Source organism: Rhodanobacter umsongensis, from assembly GCF_042654965.1.
GTDB classification, from domain to species: Bacteria; Pseudomonadota; Gammaproteobacteria; order Xanthomonadales; family Rhodanobacteraceae; genus Rhodanobacter; species Rhodanobacter umsongensis.
Genome location: NZ_JBHSMK010000005.1, coordinates 234,212 through 256,190 on the forward strand (window position 1 = coordinate 234,212; position 21,979 = coordinate 256,190).

Annotated in this window: 19 protein-coding genes and 1 riboswitch; of the genes, 16 read left to right on the forward strand and 3 right to left on the reverse strand. The window is 66.7% G+C overall.

All coding sequences use genetic code 11. The features are described 5' to 3' along the window. Nucleotides 1-251 precede the first annotated feature (251 nt). The 9 genes from ACFPME_RS10250 to ACFPME_RS10290 all read left to right on the forward strand — a co-directional run bounded on the left by ACFPME_RS10250 (nt 252) and on the right by ACFPME_RS10290 (nt 8,268). Complete coding sequence (locus ACFPME_RS10250) at nt 252-1,085, forward strand: metalloregulator ArsR/SmtB family transcription factor (protein WP_377304844.1); 834 nt, start codon at nt 252-254, stop codon at nt 1,083-1,085. Nucleotides 1,086-1,113: 28 nt separating this feature from the next. Continuing rightward, on the forward strand, nt 1,114-1,647 hold the full coding sequence (locus tag ACFPME_RS10255; RefSeq protein ID WP_377304846.1) for a molybdate ABC transporter substrate-binding protein: 534 nt from the start codon (nt 1,114-1,116) through the stop codon (nt 1,645-1,647). A 65-nt stretch (nt 1,648-1,712) separates the two neighbouring features. Further along, nucleotides 1,713-2,564, forward strand: a complete 852-nt coding sequence (locus ACFPME_RS10260; RefSeq protein ID WP_377304849.1) for a prolipoprotein diacylglyceryl transferase family protein — start codon at nt 1,713-1,715, stop codon at nt 2,562-2,564. Beyond that, entirely contained in the window at nt 2,561-3,319 is a 759-nt protein-coding gene (gene dsbG, locus ACFPME_RS10265; protein ID WP_377304851.1) for a thiol:disulfide interchange protein DsbG, read from the forward strand. Before ACFPME_RS10260 ends, dsbG begins: the two co-directional genes overlap by 4 nt. A 175-nt stretch (nt 3,320-3,494) precedes the next feature. Further along, complete coding sequence (locus ACFPME_RS10270) at nt 3,495-3,923, forward strand: protein tyrosine phosphatase family protein (RefSeq protein ID WP_377304853.1); 429 nt, start codon at nt 3,495-3,497, stop codon at nt 3,921-3,923. A 131-nt stretch (nt 3,924-4,054) separates the two neighbouring features. Further along, on the forward strand, nt 4,055-4,834 hold the full coding sequence (locus ACFPME_RS10275; RefSeq protein WP_377304855.1) for a sulfite exporter TauE/SafE family protein: 780 nt from the start codon (nt 4,055-4,057) through the stop codon (nt 4,832-4,834). 459 nt (nt 4,835-5,293) lie between these two features. Beyond that, a complete protein-coding gene (locus tag ACFPME_RS10280) occupies nt 5,294-6,958 on the forward strand; it encodes an APC family permease (protein ID WP_377304857.1) in 1,665 nt (554 codons plus the stop codon). A 157-nt stretch (nt 6,959-7,115) separates the two neighbouring features. After that, on the forward strand, nt 7,116-7,640 hold the full coding sequence (locus ACFPME_RS10285; RefSeq protein ID WP_377304859.1) for a YybH family protein: 525 nt from the start codon (nt 7,116-7,118) through the stop codon (nt 7,638-7,640). Nucleotides 7,641-7,671: 31 nt separating this feature from the next. After that, nucleotides 7,672-8,268 (forward strand): YceI family protein, encoded by a 597-nt coding sequence (locus ACFPME_RS10290; RefSeq protein ID WP_377304861.1) that lies wholly within the window; start codon nt 7,672-7,674, stop codon nt 8,266-8,268. 54 nt (nt 8,269-8,322) lie between these two features. Here ACFPME_RS10290 and ACFPME_RS10295 read toward each other — a convergent pair whose 3' ends face one another. Genes ACFPME_RS10295 through metX form a run of 3 tightly spaced genes read right to left on the reverse strand, consistent with a single transcriptional unit; the run spans nt 8,323 to nt 11,721 of the window. After that, complete coding sequence (locus tag ACFPME_RS10295) at nt 8,323-9,456, reverse strand: homoserine dehydrogenase family protein (protein ID WP_377305419.1); 1,134 nt, start codon at nt 9,454-9,456, stop codon at nt 8,323-8,325. Between the two features lie 5 nt (nt 9,457-9,461). Then, on the reverse strand, nt 9,462-10,649 hold the full coding sequence (gene metB / locus ACFPME_RS10300) for a cystathionine gamma-synthase (RefSeq protein WP_377304863.1): 1,188 nt from the start codon (nt 10,647-10,649) through the stop codon (nt 9,462-9,464). A gap of 43 nt (nt 10,650-10,692) precedes the next feature. After that, on the reverse strand, nt 10,693-11,721 hold the full coding sequence (metX, locus tag ACFPME_RS10305; protein ID WP_377304865.1) for a homoserine O-succinyltransferase MetX: 1,029 nt from the start codon (nt 11,719-11,721) through the stop codon (nt 10,693-10,695). An 80-nt stretch (nt 11,722-11,801) separates the two neighbouring features. Further along, nucleotides 11,802-11,918, reverse strand: a riboswitch (SAM riboswitch). 301 nt (nt 11,919-12,219) lie between these two features. Between metX and ACFPME_RS10310 the strand changes: the two genes are divergently transcribed. The 7 genes from ACFPME_RS10310 (at nt 12,220) to fusA (ending at nt 21,745) form a co-directional block, all read left to right on the forward strand. Then, nucleotides 12,220-12,957: a 2OG-Fe dioxygenase family protein gene (locus tag ACFPME_RS10310; protein WP_377304867.1), complete on the forward strand. Its 738-nt coding sequence runs from the start codon at nt 12,220-12,222 to the stop codon at nt 12,955-12,957. Nucleotides 12,958-13,024: 67 nt separating this feature from the next. Continuing rightward, nucleotides 13,025-14,197 (forward strand): fatty acid desaturase family protein, encoded by a 1,173-nt coding sequence (locus tag ACFPME_RS10315; RefSeq protein ID WP_377304869.1) that lies wholly within the window; start codon nt 13,025-13,027, stop codon nt 14,195-14,197. A 131-nt stretch (nt 14,198-14,328) separates the two neighbouring features. Continuing rightward, complete coding sequence (locus ACFPME_RS10320) at nt 14,329-14,685, forward strand: DUF1304 domain-containing protein (protein WP_377304871.1); 357 nt, start codon at nt 14,329-14,331, stop codon at nt 14,683-14,685. A 14-nt stretch (nt 14,686-14,699) separates the two neighbouring features. Beyond that, nucleotides 14,700-15,386: a M24 family metallopeptidase gene (locus ACFPME_RS10325; protein WP_377304873.1), complete on the forward strand. Its 687-nt coding sequence runs from the start codon at nt 14,700-14,702 to the stop codon at nt 15,384-15,386. A 113-nt stretch (nt 15,387-15,499) separates the two neighbouring features. Then, a complete protein-coding gene (locus tag ACFPME_RS10330; protein WP_377304875.1) occupies nt 15,500-19,021 on the forward strand; it encodes a chemotaxis protein CheB in 3,522 nt (1,173 codons plus the stop codon). Then, a complete protein-coding gene (locus ACFPME_RS10335) occupies nt 19,021-19,383 on the forward strand; it encodes a response regulator (protein WP_377304877.1) in 363 nt (120 codons plus the stop codon). The genes ACFPME_RS10330 and ACFPME_RS10335 overlap by 1 nt, the downstream gene beginning before the upstream one ends. A gap of 232 nt (nt 19,384-19,615) precedes the next feature. Next, on the forward strand, nt 19,616-21,745 hold the full coding sequence (gene fusA / locus ACFPME_RS10340; RefSeq protein WP_377304879.1) for an elongation factor G: 2,130 nt from the start codon (nt 19,616-19,618) through the stop codon (nt 21,743-21,745). Nucleotides 21,746-21,979 lie beyond the last annotated feature (234 nt).

The window sequence follows — 21,979 nt, forward strand, 5'->3', positions numbered from 1 at the left end:
CCACACCTGCGACTCGATTGGCATCCTCGCACTGATCCGCTGCGTCGAACGCAAGGCCAAGGGGATCAGCCACCCCGGATGTTCCCTGGTGCTGCGCGCTCCTGGACTGCGGTCGACCCCGCTCTATGCGCAAGAGCTATGTGGACAAACCAAACTCGCGCGTTTAGAGTGAAGTTCATATTTCACTAAAATGTAAATTCGTGAAGCGCACAAGCGATCCACTGCATCGACGGGCGGCCGAGACAGCCAAGTTGCTTCGCGCATTGGGAAATGCCTCCCGGCTGCTCATCCTGTGCCGGCTGCTCCGGGGGGGCGAAGCATCGGCAGGCGCTCTCGCCAAGGAACTGGCGCTGGGGCCGTCGGCTCTGTCCCAGCATCTTTCGCGCATGCGCGAAGAAGGACTGGTCAGCCAGCGGCGGGAGGCTCGTCAGTTGTTTTATCGCCTTGGCGAGACGGCCTCCGCACAGCTGCCGGCTGTGTTGTCCGGAATATGCGGCGAGAGCGCTGCAGCAACGAACGAAGGAGAAGACACCATGGTCCATCCCGCTTCCACCCTTGGCGTAGTGCTTGGCCTCGCTTTCGCGAGCACCGGCGCGATCGCAGGCGACGGCCTCTGGCAAAATCCGGCCATCCACACGGCCGGGCGCATGCGTGAACTGCCGCAGGCCGCCTACCAGCCCGATGCCAAGGCCTCGTACAAGGTGGTTTTCGGCCTCACCGTGGCGGCGGCCAAGCCGGACAAGATCAATCCAGGCCTCGAACGCGTCGCGCGCACCGTCAACCTGTACGCAAACGCCGGCGTGCCCCTGAAGCACCTGCATTTCGTGGCGATCGCCTCCGGAGCGGCCACCACGATCGCGTTGGATGATGCGAACTATCGCAAGCAGTTCGGCACGGCCAATCCCAACCTGCCGGTGATCGCGGAGTTGCGCAAGGCCGGCGTGGATGTGGCGGTGTGCGGCCAAGCCGTGGCCGAACATGGCTATCCGTCCGAGGCAATCGATCCGCGCGTGACGCTCGCGCTGGCGGCACTGACCACCATCACCGAGCTGCAGCAGAAGGGCTATGCCCTGGTGCCGCTCTGACCGGATGCGCCGCCCCGAGGAACCCGCCATGCGCCACCTTCGCCGCCACGCCTTCGCGCTGACAACCTTTGCCCTGATGGCCGTCGCCATCGCCAACGCGGCTGAGAAGTCCGACTACCTGCCGCCGTGGAATCCGCCACCGGCCGGCGGTGTGCAGTTCAGCGCACCACCGGTCGATGCGATCGCCGACCTGCACGGCGACATCGTCGATCCCCAGCTGACGGTATCCTTCGCCGGCAACCAGTTCATGGCGGTACATGACCTGATGGCCGCGTTCCGCACCGCCCATCCGCAGTATCAGCGCATCTTCGTCGAGACGTTGCCGCCGGGCATCCTCGCCAAGCAGATCGAGAGCGGCTCGCTGGTGATGGGCAATCTGCGCATTGCCCTGCGTCCGGACGTCTATACGGCCGGAAAGAATTCGATCGCCGAGCACCAGCACAAGCACAGCTGGTTCGCCGAAACCCACGACTACGCGCGCAATCCGCTGGCGATCCTGGTGGCCAAGGGCAATCCCAGGCATATCCGCGGCCTGGCCGACCTCGGCCAACCGTGCGCGTGAACTCACCACATCCAACGAAGTAGGCGTATGGGCTCAGATTGCCTACTGACCGCGGGGACCCGCTGATGCAGGTCATTCCCGTGGGACCCCTCGCGCTGCCGGTGGCCGGACTGCTCGTGCTGGCCGGCCTGGGCACGGCCATGGCGATCGATGGCTGGTTGCATCGTCGCGGCCGGCCGTCCACGGAAGCGGTGCTGTGGCTGTTGCTGCTGGTGGGCGTGGTGCTCGCCCGCTTGGCCTTCGTGTTGCGCCGGTGGCCCGAATACGCGAGCCATCCGTTAGCCGTGCTCGACCTTCGCGATGGCGGGCTTTCGCCGTGGGCCGGCGTGGCTGGCGTGCTGCTGGGGGCGCTGTGGGTCTTCTGGCGGCGCTGGCCACTGCGTGAACCCCTCGCCTGGGCGGTACTGGGCGGCGTGCTGGTCTGGAGCTTCGGCGGCTTGGTGGCGTCGCGGCTGGACTCGGCCTTGCACACACCGCTTCCCACACTGGTATTGCACGATCTCGATGGGCAACCCAGGCCGCTGCAGCTGCTGCGTGGCAAGCCGCTAGTCGTCAACTTGTGGGCCAGCTGGTGCGGCCCATGCCGCCGGGAATTGCCGCTGGTGGCGCAGGCCCAGGGGGTGCGCACGCAGGTGCGCTTAGTATTTGCCGACCAAGGCGAGTCGCCAGCGGAGATCCGCGCCTTCCTGGTCGAGAATCGCTTGAGCCTGGACGGCGTCCTGATCGATCCGTCGTCCCGGCTGTCGCAACATTTCGGCGTACGGGGATACCCCGCCACGCTGTTTTTCGACGCGCAAGGCACGTTGCGCAGCCTACATATCGGCGAGTTGTCCCCGGCCACCCTCGCTGCGCAATTGCGACACATCATCCCCGACACCGCCACGACGGCGTCCCATCTATCCGGAGTCTCCCGATGAAATACTGGTTTACATTTTTGTTCGCACTGGGCCTGAGCGCCTGCGCCCAAGCGCAGGACACGGCCCACTATCCGGCACCGATCCAGGCGCTGGTCGGCCAGGGCCTGGTCATCAAGGGCCCGTTGCCGGCACCGGCGGGCTACACCGGCTATCTGGGCGACTTCGGTGGTCAGGCCGTGCCGGTGTATCTGCTGCCGGATCGCAAGCACGTCATGGTCGGCACGCTGTTCGATGCCTCCGGCAAGGACCTCACCCAGGGACCGCTGGAGTCTGCCAGCACGCCAGCGCTGAATGAGGCGACCTGGACGCGGCTGGGCAAGGCTGGCTGGATCGCCGAAGGCGCCACCCACCCCAAACGCATCGTCTATGTGTTCACCGACACCGAATGCCCCTACTGCCACAAGCTGTGGCAGGCGACCCAGCCGTTGCTGGCAGGTGGTGACGTGCAGGTACGCCACATCATGGTGGCAGTGATCGCGCCACAGAGCGCTGCTCGCGCCGCGGCGGTGCTGGATGCGCCCGACCCCAGGGCGGCCATGCACCAGCATGAAAGCGCCTTCGGCCACAGCCCGATCGTCCCGTTGAAGGACCTGCCGGCAGACACCGGCAAGCGCATCGAGGACAACAATGCGCTGATGGACAGCCTTGGCATCAGTGGCACGCCAGCAACGGTCTACAAGGATGCGCACGGCAAGATCCGGATGGCGGTCGGCATGTTGCCGCCCGACCAGATCAACGCGATTTTCGGCAAGTGAGGACATGCAGCCTCGGTCATGAGGCGCCGTCGTTGTGGCTGCTGCCCGTGGCCCGCATGACGCCGGACTGGTGGCTGGCTACGCGCCTTTTGGCGGCCCACGTTGGCGTCATGTGGCAACGGGCAAACTGGCGGGCGTCCATCGACAGCTAATTCATCTTGATGGGGAGCACGTCATGCAAGGCACGCCACTCACCGCGAATTTCCGAGCCGCGCCGCAGATCGGCGAGGCGGATATCCCGGCGCTGGTCGCCGCAGGTATTCGCGGCCTCATCAACAATCGTCCCGACGGTGAAGTCGCCGGCCAGCCGACGAGCGCCTCGCTGGCTGCGGCGGCTGCGCGCGCTGGCCTTGCCTACCGGCACCTGCCGGTCGTCGCGGGAGCGATCGACGAGGGTCAGGTGGTTGCCTTTGCCCAGGCACTGGCAGACATGCCCGGCCCGCTGCTGGCTTTCTGTCGGACCGGCAACCGCTCGGCCACTCTGTGGGCACTGGCCGCAGCGCGCGACGGGCGACCGGTCGAGGAGATCCTTGCCTGCACCGCCCGGGCAGGCTACGACCTGGGAGCGCTGCGCCCGCGCCTGCGCGATGCATCGTCCCGATGAAGTACCGCGGGCCATGCGCTCGCGCGCCCAGCCGCATGCCGTCGATCAACGACGAGCTCGCCCGTACGATGATGGCCGCCCGATCTGGAATTTTTCGCGTGCGGCGGAAATGACCGCACCTTGGAGCGTCCATGGCATCCGTCCTTCTGACCCAAGCCTTGCTGGCCATCCTGTGCGGCTCGCTGGTGGGCTTCTCGCTGGCGCTGATCGGCGGTGGTGGCTCGATCCTGGCTACGCCCCTGGTGCTGTACGTGGTCGGCGTGCACGACCCGCACGTGGCGATCGGCACCAGCGCCCTGGCGGTGGCGGTCAATGCGTTTGCCAACCTGGTGCCGCACGCGCGCGCCGGGCACGTGCGCTGGAAGGTCGCGTTTGTGTTCGCGGCGACCGGCATCCTAGGCGCCTACGTGGGATCGACTCTGGGCAAGGCGGTCAACGGGCAGCACCTGCTGGTGCTGTTCGCGCTGCTGATGCTGGTTGTCGCCGGCCTGATGCTGCGCGGGCGGCGCGGTGGCCGCGCGAATCACTACCCGCTGCCGCATATGAATTACCGGCTTGGCGCGGTGGGGCTGGGTGCGGGCGGCCTGTCCGGGTTCTTCGGCATTGGCGGCGGTTTCCTGATCGTGCCGGGGCTGATGTTCGCCAGTGGCATGGAGATCATCAATGCCATCGGCACATCGCTTTTCTCGGTGGGCGCATTCGGGCTAACCACCACCATCAACTACGCCGTCTCGGGCCTGATCGACTGGCGCGTCGCGGTCGAATTCATCGGAGGTGGCATCGCAGGCGGCTGGCTTGGCACCCTGGGTGCCAAGCGGCTGGCGAGAACGCGCGGCGCGCTCAATCTGATCTTTGCCGTGGTCATCATCCTGGTCGCGATTTTCATGCTCTACAAGTCACTTCGCATCTGAGCGCGAGGAGCCTCCCATGCGGCGCTGCTGCACGCCTCGCCGGGGGGGCGGCGGCGCCTCGTGCCGAGGTAGTCGCTCGTCCCTGCCACGGGAACCGACACGAACGATGCAACGCACCGGCTGTCTTCGAGCACGAGCGGGTCGCCTGCGACCAGTGCGCTTCGGACAGCGCGCGGTAGCCAAGAAGTCAGGAGTTCCTTACCACGCAAGAGAAAAAGTGACTTGGGCGCCGGCGAGGTCGCGAGACCTCCGGCCATGAGCTTCACTGCAGTATCCAGGGAGCGCCGTTGCCGACGACCAGCTTCGCTGTTGTGTGGCCCTCCCTGCATTCGCCAGGCGGCAACTCATTCGTGGCGCCTGATAGCGACCGCCAAATGGCCTCCGTGGGTGACATCCCAGGCCCAACTCTGCAACCATCACCCACTTTGGGGCGCATCGCGCGCCCATGCAGGAGTCTCCATGTCCCAGGAACGCGCGATTCACCGCGATGTCGGCCCGATGGCCCTCATGTACACCGGCCTCGGCTCGATCATTGGCTCCGGCTGGCTGTTCGGCGCATGGAACGCCGCCAAGCTGGCTGGCCCTGGCGCGGTCTGGGCGTGGGTACTGGGCGCGGCGATCATCATGACGATCGCGCTGACCTATGCCGAGCTGGGCGCGATGTTTCCCGAGTCCGGCGGCATGGTGCGCTACGGCCATTACTCGCACGGATCGCTGGTCGGCTTCATCGCCGGCTGGGCCAACTGGATCGCGATCGTCTCGGTGATCCCGATCGAGGCCGAGGCTTCGGTGCAGTACATGTCCGGCTGGCAGTGGCAGTGGGCGCAGGACCTTTACCACAAGGCGCCCGGCCAGCACGGTGAGCTGAGCCATCTGGGGCTCGGCTTCGCGGCGGTGCTGGTGGTGGTCTATTTCCTGCTCAACTTCTGGAGCGTGAAGCTGTTCGCGCGCTCCAACAGCGTGATCACGATCATCAAGATGGTGATCCCGGCGGCGACCGGCGTGGCGCTGATCGCCAGCGGCTTCCACTCCGAGAATTTCTCGGTCGGCGCCAATGGCGGCCACCACGCGAACGATTTCGCGGCGATCCTCACGGCGGTGGCTACCGCCGGCATCGTGTTCAGCTTCAACGGCTTCCAGAGCCCGGTGAACCTGGCCGGCGAAGCGCGCAATCCCGGTCGCAGCATTCCGTTCGCGATCATCGGCGCGATCGTGATCGCCACGGTGATCTACGTGCTGCTGCAGATCGCCTTTCTCGGCGCGGTGCCGCCGGACATGCTGACCAAGGCCGGCTGGCACGGCATCGACTTCAGCTCGCCGTTCGCCGAGCTGGCGATCATCGTCAACCTCAACTGGCTGGCGATCCTGCTGTACGCCGATGCGTTCGTCAGCCCCAGCGGCACCGGCATGACGTATACCGCCTCCACCGCCCGCATGATCTACGGCATGGAGCGCAACGGCACGCTGCCGAAGATCTTCGGCATGGTGCACCCGAAGTGGGGCGTGCCGCGCCCGGCGATGTGGCTGAACCTGGTGGTTTCGTTCCTGTTCCTGTTCTTTTTCCGCGGCTGGGATTCGCTGGCCGCGGTGATCTCGGTGGCGACGATCATCTCCTACCTCACCGGCCCGGTCAGCGTGATGACGCTGCGCCGCACCGCGCCGGAACTGCATCGCCCGTTTCGCCTGGTCGGGCTGCCGATCATCGCCGGCATTGCCTTCATCATGTCCGCCGAACTGCTGTACTGGGCCAAGTGGCCGCTGACCGGCGAGATCATCCTGCTGATGGTGGTGGCGCTGCCGGTGTACCTGTACTACCAGTACAAGAGCGGCTGGCATGAGTTCGGCAAGCAGATGAAGGGCGCCTGGTGGCTGGTGTTCTACCTGATCACGCTGGCGCTCGTCTCGCGCGTGGGCAGCACCAAGTTCGGCGGCCTGGGCTACCTGCCCTACGGTTGGGATCTGGCCGTGGTCGCGGTGATCGGCCTGGTGTTCTACGTGTGGGGCGTGAAGTCCGGCTGGCGCACGCCGTCGGTGGAGGCCGCGCAGCTGGAGGCGCGTATCGATCCCGACGCGCCGCTGGTGCCGCCGGATGAGGAAAACGCGGAGCGCATCACCGGGCGCTGAGTCGCGGTCATCGTGCGAGGACGAAAACGCGCGGCGACGGACCGCGCGTTTTTTTGTTTCGGGACATGTCGACTCGCATGTCGAAAATCCGCGGTGCCGTTCGTCGTTGTTGCAAGAGCCCGCCTTCGCGGGCCAGCCATCGCAAAGGAGAACAGGCATGCAGGTACCGACCATCGCGCGCAGGTGCCTGCCGGAGGGCCGCCGCGGAGGCGATACGGATCGGCCCGACGAACGTGCGTACCGGCACGCGTCGTCCAGTGGAAGCGAAGCCCGGCGCGCAGTCCGCCACGTCATCCAAGCGCAGGCCGATGCCATCCGCCGCAAGGACGCCGACGCCGTGATGGCGTGCAACGCACCCGGCATACGCTCGTTCGGCATCGTCGCGCCGTTGCGCCGGCCCGATGCGGCCGCGATCAGGGAGCGGCTGGAATACTGGTTCGCGGCGTTCGCCGGCCCGCTCGACTGCGAGGTGCACGAGCCCGACATCTCGACCATCGGCGACACCGCGTGCGCCCGCTTCCTGCAGCGCTTCAGCGGCATCAACATGCGTGGCATGGCCGTCGAGCTGTGGGTGCGCGTGACGATGGGGCTGCACCGGATCGACGGTCGCTGGCTGGTCGCGCACGAACATCTTTCCGATCCCCTCGACCACGACGCCGCGCCAGCGCAGTCGAAGCTCTAGAACCCACCTGTCAATAACCACGGAGAACCCCATGCCGGCCACGACCCTTTCCCTGTCCCGCAGTCTCGCTCTTGTCGCGCTGCTGTCACTCACTGGCGCCGCGTCAGCCACTGCGGTGACCTACAACATCGACCCCGACCACGCCTATCCCAGCTTCGAGGCAGATCATATGGGCGGCCTGTCGGTATGGCGCGGCAAGTTCAACCACAGCACCGGCACGATAACCATGGACAAGGCCGCCGGCACCGGCGCGGTCGACGTCAGCATCGACATGAAGAGTGCCGACTTCGGCCAAGACCAGCTCAACAAGATTGCGCAGGGCAAGGACCTGTTCGAGTCGGACAAGTACCCGACCGCGCACTACATCGGCAAGCTCGCCGGCTTCGTCCATGGTGCGCCGACCGAGGTGATCGGTCAGCTCACCCTGCATGGCGCAACCCGGCCGTTGACGCTCAAGATCGACAGCTTCAAGTGCATGCCGCATCCCATGCTGAAACGCGAAGTCTGCGGCGCCGACGCACTGGCCACGTTCAAGCGCGACGACTACGGCATGGCAGCCGGCAAGGACTACGGGTTCAAGATGGACGTGACACTGCGCATCCAGGTAGAGGCCATCGCGGCCCAATGAGCGATACCGGCAACGGCCGGACACACCGCCGGGCCACGTCCTGAAGCGGCATCCTCAAGCCAGCGCCAGCACATCCCCCAGCAGCGCCTGCGCCGTCACTTCCGGCCCCGCACCCGGCCCCTGGATCACCAGGGGCTGGGTGTTGTAGCGGGTGGTGGTGAGCGCGAACTGGTTGTCGGTGCCGTAGAGGCGAGCGGCCGGATGGGTCGGCGGCACTTCGACCAGGCCGACGCGGGCACGGCCGCGCTGGTTGAGCCGGGCGAGGAAGCGCAGCACGCAGCCACGCGACTTCGCATCGGCATGCAATTTCGCCAGCGGCGCGTCCAGCTCCTCCAGCCGCGCGAGGAACGACTCCGGATCCAGCGCGCGCAGCGGCTCGGGCACCAGGCCCTGTACGTCCACCTCGTCGGTGCCGAGCGAGAAGCCGGCGTTGCGGGCGATGATCAGCAGCTTGCGCGCCACGTCCTCGCCGGACAGGTCCGAACGCGGATCGGGCTCCGTGTAGCCAAGCTGGCGGGCCTCGCGCAGCAACGCGGAGAACGGCCGGCTGCCGTCGTACTGGTTGAACAGCCACGACAGCGAGCCGGAGAACACGCCTTCGAGCGTGAGCAGACTGTCGCCGCAGCTGCGCAGGCGACGCAGCGTGGACAGCACCGGCAGGCCGGCACCGACGGTAGCCGAATCGCCATAGCGGCCGCCGTGCGCGAGCGCCGCCTGCAGTGCGCGCCAGCCCGACAGATCGCCGCCGGCGAGTGCCTTGTTGGCCGTCACCACGTGGTAGCCGCGTGCCAGCCATTCGGCATGCCGCGACGCCAGCGTCGAGCTGGCGGTGGCGTCGACGATCACCCGGATCGCCGCGCCGCCCGCATCGAGTGCGGCGAGCAGGCCGGCGTTATCGCGCGCGTCGCCTTGATGATTGAGCTGCTCACGCAGGCTGCGACTGGCAAGGCTGGGCAGGTCGGTCTGCTGTCGGCGCGAATTCGCGGCACCGACCAGGCGCAACGATACGGCCGCCGGTGTGTTGAGCAGCTTCAGCAGCGCGCCGCCGACCACCCCGGTGCCGAGCAGCACGATGGCAATGGCCGGCGTCCGGGCTGCAGATTTGGTGGGAGCGACTTCAGTCGCGATCGCGGCCCGCGGGGCTGTCGCGGCCGAAGCCGCTCCCACAGTAGCCTTGGCATCGAGCATCGCGCTCATGCGATCACCCGGCGTTTGGACGTCTCTACCGCCGCGGCACGGCTCAGCGCCGCATCGAGATCGCGCAGCAGGTCGTCGCCGTCCTCGATGCCCACCGACAGGCGCAGCAGGCTGTCGGCGATACCGGCGGTGCGGCGCGCCTCCGGCGCCATCGACGCATGCGTCATCGAGGCCGGATGCGCGATCAGGCTCTCCACGCCGCCCAGCGACTCGGCCAGCGAGAAGTACTGCAGGCCATCGACGAACGCCTCGATCCGGCTCACGTCGCCTTCCAGCTCGAAGCTGAGCATGGCGCCGAAGCCCTGCTGCTGGCGCGCGGCCAGCGCGTGGCCGGCGTGGCTGGCCAGGCCGGGGTAGTAAACCTTGCGCACGGCCGCATGCGCATCCAGCTGCTCGGCGATGCGCGCTGCGTTCTCCTGGTGCTGGCGCAGGCGCACGCTCAAGGTGCGCAGGCCGCGCAGGGTGAGATAGCTGTCGAACGGCGCACCGGTGAGTCCGTTGCAGTTGGCCCACCACTTCAGCTGTTCGAACACCGCCGCGTCGCGCGCCACCACGGCGCCGCCGACCACGTCGCTATGGCCGTTGATGTACTTGGTGGTGGAATGCACCACCACGTCTGCACCGAGCAGCAGCGGTTGCTGCAGCGCCGGCGACAGGAAGGTGTTGTCGACCACCAGCAACGCGCCGACTGCGTGTGCGGCCTGCGCCACGTGGCGGATGTCGGTGATCCGCAGCAGCGGATTCGATGGCGTCTCCACCCACACCAGCGCGGGCTTCTGCGCCAGACCGGCGGCCAGCGCCACGCTGTCGGTGAGATCGGCGAACGCCACGCTGAAGCGGCCCTTCTTCGCCCATGCGTCCAGCAGCCGCCAGGTGCCGCCGTAGCAGTCGTGTGCGGCCAGCACGGTGGCCCCGGCCGGCACCAGTTCCAGCGCCAGCGCCACCGCCGACATGCCGCTGGAAGTCACCATCGCGCCGGTGCCCTGCTCCAGTTCCGCCAGCGCGTTGCCGAGCAGGTCACGGGTGGGATTGCCGCTGCGCGAGTAGTCATACGGGCGCTTGCCGCCAAGTCCCTCGAACGCGTAATTGGTCGACAGGTGCAGCGGCGGCACCACCGCGCCGTGCTGGGTGTCCGATTCGATGCCGGCGCGCACGGCGCGGGTACAGGGGGCGGACTCGCTCATGGGAAGGGTCTCCGGTTTCTCGTCATGTTCTGGGGATGGGCAATCAGGCCAGCGCTTCGCGCAACAGCGGCGCGAGCTGCTCGGGTTCTTTCAGGAAGGCGTCATGGCCGTACGGCGACTCGATCACTTCCAGCGTGGCCGGGCCATGCAGGCGACGCTGCAGCTCGCACAAGTCGGCCAGCGGCACCAGCCGGTCGGACGGGAACCCGATCAGCGTGGCGGGCGTCGGGATCTGCTCGGGCCTGACGTCGTGCAGGTCGATCGATTCGGACAGGGCGAGGAAGCGGTCGGCGTCGAAGCGCTCGACGAAGCGGCGGCCCTGATGCTCCAGATAGTCCTCGACCGGGAAATGGAACTGCTCGTCGCGCCACTCCGGGCCGCCGGCAAAGCGTCGGCCGAACTCGGCGCTGCCGCGATAGGTGGTGATCGCCAGCTGACGCGCCAGCGCCAGCGCCTCGTCGACCCGGCCGCTGGCCTGGCCCAGCCGCACGATGCCGCGCTGCACGCTGCGCTGCGCCGTACTGAGCGGGTGCGGCCGATGCGCGCCAGCCAACAGCACCAGCCGATCCACGCAGCGCGGATGGCGCGCGGCAAATGCCAGCGCCACCATCGCGCCATACGAGGAACCGATGAAGGCGTGCGCCTGCGGGATATCCAGCGCCCGCAGCAGGGCTGCCAGCGCGTCGGCCTGATCCTCGCTGGAGACCGAACCGGCACCCAGCTCGCCCGGAGTCAGCCAGTCGATCGCCAGCACGCGCCAGCGCTGCAGGTCGATCGCCCCGCCGCTGCCGACCAGCGCCTGCCACCAGCCCGGGGCGGCATGGCCATCCAGCGCGGTGACGTCGCGGTCGGCCGAGATGCCGCCCTGCACGATCAGCGTGGGCGCATCCGGCGCGCCGCACCACAGGTAGCGAACCTCGACCTCGCGCGGACCACTGCCGTACTTGGGGCTGATGGCCAGCCGCCGCGTGCTGCGCTGGGCGGTCAGGTCCTCGCGGCGCGATTCCCCAAGGGAGCGTACCGGCGAATGGCCGGCATCGGGATCGGCAAGTGGCACTGGCTGAAAGGTCATGCGGATCTCCGGTCGCATCGCCTGCGGGGCGCCGGAGCCGGGGTCACGCATGCACGCCAAGGGAGGCGCGGCAGGAATGACGCCCATCTCTCGGTGGCGTCGTGGCGCCTCCGCAGGATTTGGCACCGTGACGGGAACGCTTCCCGCTGGTTGCCCCGGCATCAAAGGGCCTATCCCTCCGCCGGTCTCGATGAGTGGAATGGATAGTGCAGGTTGTTCGATACGTCTGTCAATAGACGTCTAAACATCTAAACGTATATGCGTTCATGACATGGCATCCATGGCATGACGTGGACGCACCTGCCGCGTTGCCGCACCGCCCGGTACCGCCATGAGCCTGCGGCAGCCCCGGCAGGCGCCACCAGGCCAGGCTGCCCAGGCCGGCGCGGGCTCATGGCAAAGTGCCTTCCGTTGCCGGACCGGCTGGCGCGGCATCCGCTCTTTGCCCATTGGGCACCGGCCATCGCCGCTTCATGCGCTGCCTGCTAACGTATTCGCATGACCGCCTACCCTGACGCGACCGCGTTGTACACCCGCCTGCAGCGCGACGGCTTCGCCTTCGTCACCGCCGACATCATGCGCAGCCTGTTGCAGGCGCCGATGCTGGCCGACTGGCCTGCGTTCGCCGCCAGCTGGAACGATCTGGCGCCCGACAGCTATCTCGCCGCCAGCGGTCGCCATCGGCGCCGGCGCCATGCCACGTTCGCCGCCGACGCAGGTGGCGAGGTGCAGCGCCGGCCGCACCAGCCGCATTACCAGAGCCTGGAGTACAACCGTCTGCAGGGCGATATCCAGCGCTGGTTCGAACCCGTGCTGCCGGTGATTGCCGACGGCGCCAGCCTGCGCCGCATCCTCGACTTCTGCCGCGACTGTTTCGGCGCGCTGGCGCCGGCCACCCGGAGCTGGCATATCGAAGTGCACCAGTTCCGCATCGAGGCGCGTGCCGACGAAGCCGGCGAGCCCACGCCCGAAGGGGTGCACCGCGATGGCGTCGACTATGTGCTGGTGCTGCTGATCGATCGCGAGAACATCGAGAGCGGAACCACCACCATCCATGCCCGCGACGGCGGTCTGCTGGGAAGTTTCACGCTCACGCACGCACTGGATGCCGCCCTTGTCGACGATGTGCGGGTGTTTCATGGCGTGACGGCGGTGACGCCGCTCGATCCGGCCCGGCCCGCGCATCGCGATGTGCTGGTGGTGACGTTCAAGGCTGCGAGCGAACGCGTACTGTGACGCGCGGGACAGCGGCACCTGCTGCACTCGCGTAACATGCGCGATTGATCCTTCGCCAGGCTGTGCCATGTCACCCGATCCATCGCACCGTGACGACACGCTTGCCGTCGCCCCGCGCAACGCCCCCGACGGACGGCTGAAGTTCAACGGCGACAACTCGTTTCATCGCGAGCTGCGCCGCCGGGTCGAGGCGGAGTTCAAGCGCAGCGGCACCCGCGAGCGCGACAGTGCGCAGATGTATCTGAAGACGGCGATCATCCTGGCCACCTTTGTGCTGGCCTATGCGGCGCTGGTGTTCTTTGCGGCCGCCTGGTGGCAGAGCGTGCCGCTGGCGATCGTGCTGGGCGTGGCCACCGCGGCGATCGGCTTCAACATCATGCACGACGGTGGCCATCAGGCGTATTCGGAGCATCGCGGGGTCAACCGGCTGATGGCGCTGGCGCTGGACATGGTCGGCGGCAGCTCGTACATCTGGCGGTGGAAGCACGCGCGCTTCCATCACACCTGGGTCAACGTGGCCGGCCATGACAGCGACATCGATCTGGGCGCGCTGGGCCGGTTGTCGCCGCTGCAGCCGCGGCGGCCGTGGCATCGCTGGCAGCACATTTACCTGTGGCCGCTGTATGGCGTCACTGCGATCCGCTGGCATCTGTACGGCGATTTCCGCGACATGCTCACCGGCACGGTCGGCGAACGCCCGTTCACCCGCCCGCGCGGCCGCGACCTGGCCGGCTTCATCATCGGCAAGCTGGTGTTTTTCACGCTCGCCTTCGGCCTGCCGCTGGCCTTCCATTCGATCGGCAGCGTGCTGATGGTCTACATGCTGGTCTCGGCGGTGGCCGGCGTGCTGCTGGCACTGGTGTTCCAGATGGCGCACGTGGTGGAAGAGGCGGCGTTTCCGGTGCCCGACGCCACCGGCCTGCAGATGGCCACGCCGTGGGCGATCCACCAGCTGGAGACCACGGTGGATTTCGCCCGCGGCAACCGCGTGCTGGGCTGGCTGATCGGCGGCCTGAATTTCCAGGTCGAGCATCACTTGTTTCCGCGCATCTCGCACGTGCATTACCCGCTGGTCGCCCGCGTGGTGGAGGAGACCTGCCGCGAGTTCGGCGTGACTTATCGCGAACACCGCACGTTTGGTGCGGGCATCGCCTCGCACTATCGGTGGCTGCGGGCGCTGGGCAGGCCCGAAACGCGCGCCGTCGCCGCGCTGGCGGAGGCGCCCGCGTTGCCCGGCTGATCCCGCTTGCGCAGACGGCAAGCCGGCGGCAGGCTCGGCGGCGGCGGTCGCCCTGCGTTTGCGATCGACCCGGACGGCTGCGACACTCCACGGACGAAGCGCCGCCAGCCGCCATTCGAGGGGAAGCCATCGTGTTCACTGCCGCGAATATCGTGATCGCCGTCATCGCGCTGCTGCATCTGTGGTTCCTGATCCTGGAAATGTTCCTGTGGACCAAACCCTCGGGTCGCCGCGCATTCGGCACCACGGCGGCGTTCGCCGAGCAGTCGAAAGCGCTCGCGGCCAACCAGGGTCTCTACAACGGCTTCCTCGCCGCCGGACTGGCCTGGGGGCTCTGTCTCGGCGCCGCCGGCTTCTACGTGAAGGTGTTCTTCCTCACCTGTGTGCTGGTCGCCGGCATCTTCGGCGGGTTGACCGCGAGCCGGAAGGTCCTGTGGATACAGGCGCTGCCGGCAGCGATCGGGCTGATCCTCGTCCACCTGGCCTGATCTGGCGCATGCGCATGGCGCCCTCCCCTCGCGAAGCTGTCGGACAACGCTTCGATCCCGCCCTGATGCAACACGCCCGCGAAAGAACCTGGGCCGTGCTGCGCGGCATCCGCGAGCGCATGCGCCCGGGCATCAGCGAGGACGAAGCAAAGCTCGAAGCAGCCAGGGTATGCCGCGAGCTGGGCATCGAGCGGCTGTGGCATCCGGTGTTGATACGCATCGGCGCGAACACGACCAGGACGTATCGGCAGCGCTCCGATCCGCGCGTGCGCCTGGGCGAGAACGACAGCTACTTCATCGACCTCGGGCTGGTGTTCGACGGCCATGAAGGCGATGCGGGCGACACCTTTGTGGTCGGCCACGCACCGGAGCGACAAGCCTGTGCGGATGCCGCGCGTACCCTGTTCGGTGAAGTGGCCGAAGCATGGCGCACGCGGGGGCTGGGCGGCCAGTCGCTGTATGCGTTTGCCGGCGAGCGCGCCGAAGCCATGGGCTGGCGGTTCAATCATGCGATCAAGGGCCATCGGGTCAGCGACTACCCGCACTCGGTCCACAAGGGCGGCGACCTCGGCGATCTGGAGGCCACGCCTTCGAGCGGACTGTGGATACTGGAGATCCAGATTGCGCATCCGACGGAGCCGTTCGGTGCGTTCCACGAAGACCTGCTGACGGGCGCTCCGGCACACATGGCAACGCGGTAGTCGACGCCGGCTGCCAGTCACCCGGCCTGAACGGCAATGCGCGTTATGCTGCAACCTCATCCAGGTCCACCTGGGTTTTCAGGCTGCACCGCATGCCGTCCAAGACAAAGCCCATGTCCACTGCCGCCGGCAGGAGACGCGCACCCGCGAAAGCCGGCAAGCCGCCATCGACTCCGCCGATGATCGTCGGCATCGGCGCGTCCGCCGGCGGGCTGGAGGCGTTCAAGGCTTTCTTCGCGCACATGCCGGCGGATAGCGGCCAGTTGGCCTTCGTGCTGGTGCAGCACCTGGCACCCGATCACACCAGCTTGCTGGCCGATCTGGTCGGCCGCAACACCTCCATGCCGGTGGTCGAGGCGGCGCAAGGCATGCGGGTCAAGCCGCGGCACGTCTACGTGATTCCACCCAATGCCACCCTCACCATCGCCCAGGGCGTACTGCAGGTGAGCAAGCCGGCGCCGCCTCGCGAGTATCGCTGGCCGATCAACAGCTTCTTCACGTCACTGGCCGAAGACCAGGGCGAAAACGCGGTATGCGTAGTACTGGCCGGCACGGGCAGCGATGGTGCGCAAGGGCTGCGCGCGGTGAAGGATCACGGCGGGCTGGCGCTGGCGCAATCCGGCTTCGACCATGAGGCCATGACCGGCATGCCGGCCAGCGCGGTGGCCACCGGGCTGGTCGACGCCGTGCTGCCGGTGTCCGACATGCCGGGGTGGCTGCTCGCCTATGAAAAGCAGATGCACGCCACGCATCGGGAAAAATATTCCGATGGGGCGCGCGCCGATGTGGCGGCACACCTGAAGACCATCTGCGGAATGCTGTGCGCCGTGGCCGGACACGACTTCAGCCAGTACAAGGAAAAGACCCTGATGCGGCGCATCCAGCGGCGCATGCTGGTGGTGCAGGCCGAAACCCTCACCGATTACATCAAGTACCTGGAGCAGCATCGGGAAGAGCACGAGCTGCTGTTCCGCGAGTTCCTGATTGGCGTGACCGAGTTCTTCCGCGACCCGCTCGCATTCGAGGCGCTGCGTACCATCGCGATACCCGCGCTGCTGGCCGACCGGGCCGGCGACGGCGTGCTGCGCATCTGGGTGCCGGGGTGCGCCACCGGCGAGGAGGCCTACTCCATCGCGATCCTGCTGTGCGAGGCGATGGATCCGCAACACCCGCTGAAGGTGAAGATCTTCGCCACCGACATCGACGACCGGGCGATCGGACGGGCCCGCGCCGGACGTTACCGGGCACCGTTGACCGGGATTTCGCCCGAGCGCCTGGAGCGCTGGTTCCGCAAGGATCGCGACGACTACTGCGTCGTCAAACAGATCCGCGAGATGTGCATCTTCTCGCCGCACAGCGTGCTCAAGGATCCGCCGTTCTCGCGGATGGATCTGGTCTCCTGCCGCAATCTCCTGATCTATCTCGGCAACGATCTGCAGGAGCGGCTGGTGCGGTCGTTCCACTACGCGCTGCGGCCTGGCGGTTTCCTGCTGCTGGGCGCCTCGGAGCGACTGGGCCGCAACGCGCGACTGTTCACCGAACTGGACAAGAAACAACGCCTGTACGTCCGCCGCGACGAGGCCCACACGCGACCGCGGGATCTACCCAACATGCGGCGCCACCCCGTGGAACTCGGCACGCAGGCCGCGCGTCCGCAAGCCGAGGACCTGATCGGGCGGCAGGCACGCCAGGCGCTGGAACACTGGTCGCCGGCTTACGCGGTGATCAACGCCAGCCACGACGTGCTCCGCTTCGGTGGCGATACCGGACGCTACCTCGCGCCATCGTCCGGGGCGGCCAGCCTCAACCTGTTCCAGCTGCTGGACAAGCCGCTGCGGGGTGCCGTGCGCGCCGCTGTGCTGCAGGCCTTCGCCAGCGGTGCGCCGGTGGTCCGTGAAGGGCTGACCCTGCTGCGCGAAGGGCAAGAGTGCCCGCTGCGGCTGATCGTGGAGCCGCTGACCGATGGCGAAGGCAAGGTCGAGATGTGCGTGGTCGCCTTCAATGAACTGGAGCCCGCGCAGCACTCGCCCGAACCGGCAAACGAAGGCAAACCCAGCCGCGTCCACACGCTGGAGGACGAGTTGCGCGAAACCCGCGCGCAGCTGCATACCGCGGTCGACCTGCACGAAACCGCCAGCGAGGAGCTGAAGTCGGCCAACGAGGAATACCAGTCGGTCAACGAGGAGCTGCAATCGGCCAACGAGGAGCTGGAAACCTCCACCGAGGAAATGCAGTCGATCAACGAGGAGCTGCAGATCGTCAACGCGGAGCTCAACAGCAAGAACGAGGCGCTGAACCGGCTCAACAGCGACATCCGCAACCTGCTCGACAGCACCCACATCGCCACGCTGTTCCTGGACAAGGACCTGACCATCCGCAGCTACACGCCGATGATGACCGCGTTGTTTCATTTGCGCGACGGCGACAAGGGCCGTCCGATCACCGAGATCTCCCCGCGCATCAACTATCCGGAGCTGAAGAGCGACGTGGCGCACGTGCTGCACGACATGGCGGTCACCGAGCGCACGTTGCGCGGCATCGGTGACGCAGCGACCTTCCTGCTGCGCATGCGACCCTACCTGACGGTCGACAACCTCGTCGACGGCGTGGTGCTGACCTTCGTCGACATCACCGAAAGCCAGCAGCTGAACAGCGAGCACGCAAGGCTCGCCGCCATCGTCAACTCTTCGCGCGACGCCATTTTCGGTTTTTCCCTGGACCAGCGAATCACCAGCTGGAACGCCAGCGCCGAACGCATTTTCGGCTTGTCCGCCAGCCAGACGGTGGGCCAGCCGCTGCGCATGCTGTTGCCGTCGGAACCCTCCGATGAGGCCAGGAAATTCTTCGCCAACGAGGAACGGCCGGCGCGACTGGACGAGTTCGAAATGACCTGGGTTCGGCCCAATGGCGAGTCGGTGCCACTGGCGATGAGCTACTCACCGGTGCGCGACAAGGACGGCGAGCTGTTCGCCGGCACGCTGATCGCGCGGGACATTACCGAACGCGTGCGCGCGACACGACACACGGAAATGATACTGGCAGAGCTCAATCATCGGGTGAAGAACACCTTGGCCACGGTGCAGGCGATCGCCCAGCAGACCCTCGCCAGCGCGCCGGACCTGCCTGCCTTCGCCGATAGTTTCATGTCCCGGCTGCTGGCGCTGTCGCAAACGCATAACCTGCTTGCGCAGGATGCCTGGGTCGGTGCGTCGCTGGCCGACATCGTCAACGGTGAACTTGCACCGTATCGCCATGACGGCACCGAACCGGTGAACGATGCACGGGTGTGCGTGCAGGGCGACGAGATCATCTTGCCGCCGAAGCAGGCACTGGCACTGAGCATGGCCTTGCACGAACTGGCCACCAATGCAGGCAAATACGGCTCGCTGTCAGTGCCCGAGGGCCAGGTCGCCGTCACCTGGACGACACACCTGAAGGAACAACGTCCGCGGCTGTTGCTGCAGTGGACGGAAACCGGTGGCCCCAAGGTGGCGCCACCCACCCGCCGTGGTTTCGGTTCGCGCCTGATCGGCGAAGGCCTGCCGTATGAACTGGATGGTGAAGTGACGCTCAAGTTTTCCCGCGAAGGCGTCACCTGCGTCATCGATGTGCCACTGGACGAGGTTGCTTCCTGATGACCACCGCTTGCATCCTGCCGTGCATCCTGCTTGCCGAAGACGAGATGATGCTGGCAATGATGCTGGAGGATCGCCTGGACGCATCGGGCTACCGCGTGATCAAGGCCGCACGGCTGAACCGCTGCCTGGAGCTGGCCGAGTCGGCGTCGATCGATCTGGCGATCCTCGACATCAACCTGGCCGGAGAGCAGAGCTTTCCCGTCGCCACGGTGCTGCGGCGCCGCGGCATCCCGTTTGTGTTCTCCTCCGGCTACGGCGATCAGGATCTGCCCGAGGCATGGCGCAACGAAAGGATCCTGCAGAAGCCCTACGACTCCAGGCAGCTGATGGACGCACTGGCTGCCCTGCGCATCGCATGAGGGCCGCCGCGGACGGAACCGTGGCCCGGTTGCCACCCGCAGGCTGAACCGATCCGGGCAGGCTTGCCGCAGGCCGGTTATGATGGGCGGTCTGATGCACTCACAACCCGCCTGGCGCAGCCAGCGCCATCCGGTCCCAAACCCGCAACCATCTTGAAAACGCCCCTGATGGGCAGCATCTGACTGCCCTCCTCACGCTTGCCCTGACGCAACCCTTTCCGGAATCCAGACCGTGGCCCGACAGAAACCCCTCTCGCTTTACCGCAACATCGGCATCATTGCGCATATCGATGCGGGCAAGACCACCACCACCGAACGCGTGCTGTACTACACCGGCAAGAAGCACCAGATCATCGACGTGCACGACACGAAAGATGGCAAGGGTTCGACCACCACCGATTACATGGAGCAGGAGCGCAAGCGCGGCATCACGATCCAGTCCGCGGCCGTATCCGCCGAATGGAAGGGTCACCAGATCAATGTGATCGACACCCCGGGACACGTCGACTTCACCATCGAGGTGAACCGTTCGCTGCGCGTGCTCGACGGCGCCGTGGTGGTGTTCGACGGCGTCGCCGGCGTGGAGCCGCAGACCGAGACCAACTGGCGCCTCGCCGACCAGTACAACGTGCCGCGCGTTTGCTACGTCAACAAGATGGACCGCATCGGCGCCAGCTTTGCGCATTGCGTGAAGGGCATCCGCGAGCGCCTGAACGCGCCGGCGCTGTTGTGCCAGATTCCGCTGGGCAGCTCCGACGAATTCGTCGGCATGGCCGACCTCGTCGCCAACGTGGGCTACATCTGGGCCTCCGACGACAAGGACAGCAAATGGGAGACCGTGCCGCTGGACCAGCTCCGCGCGCGTCTGAAGTTCGGTTCCACCGTCGACAACGAATGGATCGACCAGCTGCCCAAGCTGCGAGAGGAGATGCTGGAAACCGCGCTGGCGATGGACGATGCCGCGTTCGAGCGCCTGATCGAGACCGGCGAACACGACCTGGACGTGCTGAAGAAGTGCATCCGCAAGGGCACCGTGACCGGCAAGCTGGTACCGGTGCTGTGCGGCTCTTCGTACAAGAACAAGGGCGTGCAGCAGCTGCTGGACGTGGTGGTCGACTACCTGCCCTATCCCGGCGAGAACGGCGGCATCGCGATGGTCGACGAGGACGGCAACGTCATCGGCGAGCAGGAGGTGTCCGACAACGCACCGGCGCGCGCGCTGGCGTTCAAGGTCATCAACGACCAGTTCGGCACGCTGACTTTCTGCCGTGTCTATTCGGGCGTGATCAAGAAGGGCGACACGTTGCAGAACGTCACCCGCGGCAAGAAGGAGCGCATCGGACGCATCGTGGAGATCCAGGCCGATTCGGCCAAGGAGATCGACGAGGTGCGCGCCGGCGACATCTGCGCGTTCGTCTCGATGAAGGACACCGAGACCGGCGATTCGCTGTCCGATCCGGCGCACCCGGCACTGCTTGAGCGCATGCGCTTCCCGGATCCGGTCATCAGCGTGTCGGTCGAGCCGAAGAGCCGCAACGACGTCGACAAGATGTCCACCGCGCTCTACAAGATGGTCAAGGCCGATCCGTCGCTGCAGATGGAAGTAGACAGGGAGACCGGGCAGACCGTGCTGAAGGGCATGGGCGAGCTGCACCTGGAGGTGACCATCGACCGCATGCGCACCGAGCTGGGCGTGGAAGCGAACATGGGCAAGCCCAAGGTCAGCTTCCGCGAGGCGTTCGGCCAGACCGTCGAGCACACCTACACGCACAAGAAGCAGTCCGGCGGTTCGGGCCAGTTTGCCGAAGTGAAGATCATCTTCGAGCCGGGCGAGACCGGCAGCGGCGTGATCTTCGCCGACGAGGTCGTCGGCGGCCGCATTCCGCGCGAATACATCCCGGCCGTGCAGCACGCGATCATCGTGGAGGCGCGCCAGGGCCAGATCGCCGGCTACGAAGTGCTGGACTTCAAGGCACGCCTGGTCGACGGCAAGTACCACGACGTCGACTCCTCGGCGCTGGCCTTCGAAATCGCCGCACGCCAGTGCTTCCGCGAAGCACAGAAGCTCAGCAAGCCGAAGCTGCTGGAGCCGATCATGCGCCTGGAAGTGGTCACCGAGGCGGAGTACCTCGGCGACGTGATCGGCGACATGAACCGTCGCCGTGGCTCGGTCAGCGACCAGGGCCAGAAGGGTTCTGCCGCGTTCGTGCAGGGTTTCGTGCCGCTGGCGGAGATGTTCGGCTACATCAACTTCCTGCGCTCCGCCACCCGCGGCCGCGGCACGTTCTCGATGGAGTTCGACCACTACGAAATCGTGCCGCCGAACATGGTCGACAAGCTGATGGAGAAAGAGGCGAAGTAAGGCTTCGCCTCGACGCCGCGCCGGCCTCACCGCCGATGCGAAACGAAAAGCCCGCGGAGCGATCCGCGGGCTTTTTCGTGCGCGCATGGCCGCTCCAGCATCGCGCCGGCGCTAGTAATCGTAGATGTGCTCGACTGGCAACCCGCCGGCCTGCGCGGCGCGAACCATGCCGTTCGCCGCTCGGGGCCGGGCGCCCCGCGGCGACCAGGGAACATGGAGCGTGCGGCACCGGCG

What these genes read in the sequence shown, in the direction of transcription:
- ACFPME_RS10255 (WP_377304846.1), top strand. Translation starts at nt 1,114, where the DNA reads ATGCGCCACCTTCGCCGCCACGCCTTCGCGCTGACAACCTTTGCCCTG.
- ACFPME_RS10260 (WP_377304849.1), top strand. Translation starts at nt 1,713, where the DNA reads ATGCAGGTCATTCCCGTGGGACCCCTCGCGCTGCCGGTGGCCGGACTG.
- dsbG (WP_377304851.1), top strand. Translation starts at nt 2,561, where the DNA reads ATGAAATACTGGTTTACATTTTTGTTCGCACTGGGCCTGAGCGCCTGC.
- ACFPME_RS10270 (WP_377304853.1), top strand. Translation starts at nt 3,495, where the DNA reads ATGCAAGGCACGCCACTCACCGCGAATTTCCGAGCCGCGCCGCAGATC.
- ACFPME_RS10275 (WP_377304855.1), top strand. Translation starts at nt 4,055, where the DNA reads ATGGCATCCGTCCTTCTGACCCAAGCCTTGCTGGCCATCCTGTGCGGC.
- ACFPME_RS10280 (WP_377304857.1), top strand. Translation starts at nt 5,294, where the DNA reads ATGTCCCAGGAACGCGCGATTCACCGCGATGTCGGCCCGATGGCCCTC.
- ACFPME_RS10285 (WP_377304859.1), top strand. Translation starts at nt 7,116, where the DNA reads ATGCAGGTACCGACCATCGCGCGCAGGTGCCTGCCGGAGGGCCGCCGC.
- ACFPME_RS10290 (WP_377304861.1), top strand. Translation starts at nt 7,672, where the DNA reads ATGCCGGCCACGACCCTTTCCCTGTCCCGCAGTCTCGCTCTTGTCGCG.
- ACFPME_RS10295 (WP_377305419.1), bottom strand. Translation starts at nt 9,456, where the DNA reads ATGCTCGATGCCAAGGCTACTGTGGGAGCGGCTTCGGCCGCGACAGCC.
- metB (WP_377304863.1), bottom strand. Translation starts at nt 10,649, where the DNA reads ATGAGCGAGTCCGCCCCCTGTACCCGCGCCGTGCGCGCCGGCATCGAA.
- metX (WP_377304865.1), bottom strand. Translation starts at nt 11,721, where the DNA reads ATGACCTTTCAGCCAGTGCCACTTGCCGATCCCGATGCCGGCCATTCG.
- ACFPME_RS10310 (WP_377304867.1), top strand. Translation starts at nt 12,220, where the DNA reads ATGACCGCCTACCCTGACGCGACCGCGTTGTACACCCGCCTGCAGCGC.
- ACFPME_RS10315 (WP_377304869.1), top strand. Translation starts at nt 13,025, where the DNA reads ATGTCACCCGATCCATCGCACCGTGACGACACGCTTGCCGTCGCCCCG.
- ACFPME_RS10325 (WP_377304873.1), top strand. Translation starts at nt 14,700, where the DNA reads ATGGCGCCCTCCCCTCGCGAAGCTGTCGGACAACGCTTCGATCCCGCC.
- ACFPME_RS10330 (WP_377304875.1), top strand. Translation starts at nt 15,500, where the DNA reads ATGTCCACTGCCGCCGGCAGGAGACGCGCACCCGCGAAAGCCGGCAAG.
- ACFPME_RS10335 (WP_377304877.1), top strand. Translation starts at nt 19,021, where the DNA reads ATGACCACCGCTTGCATCCTGCCGTGCATCCTGCTTGCCGAAGACGAG.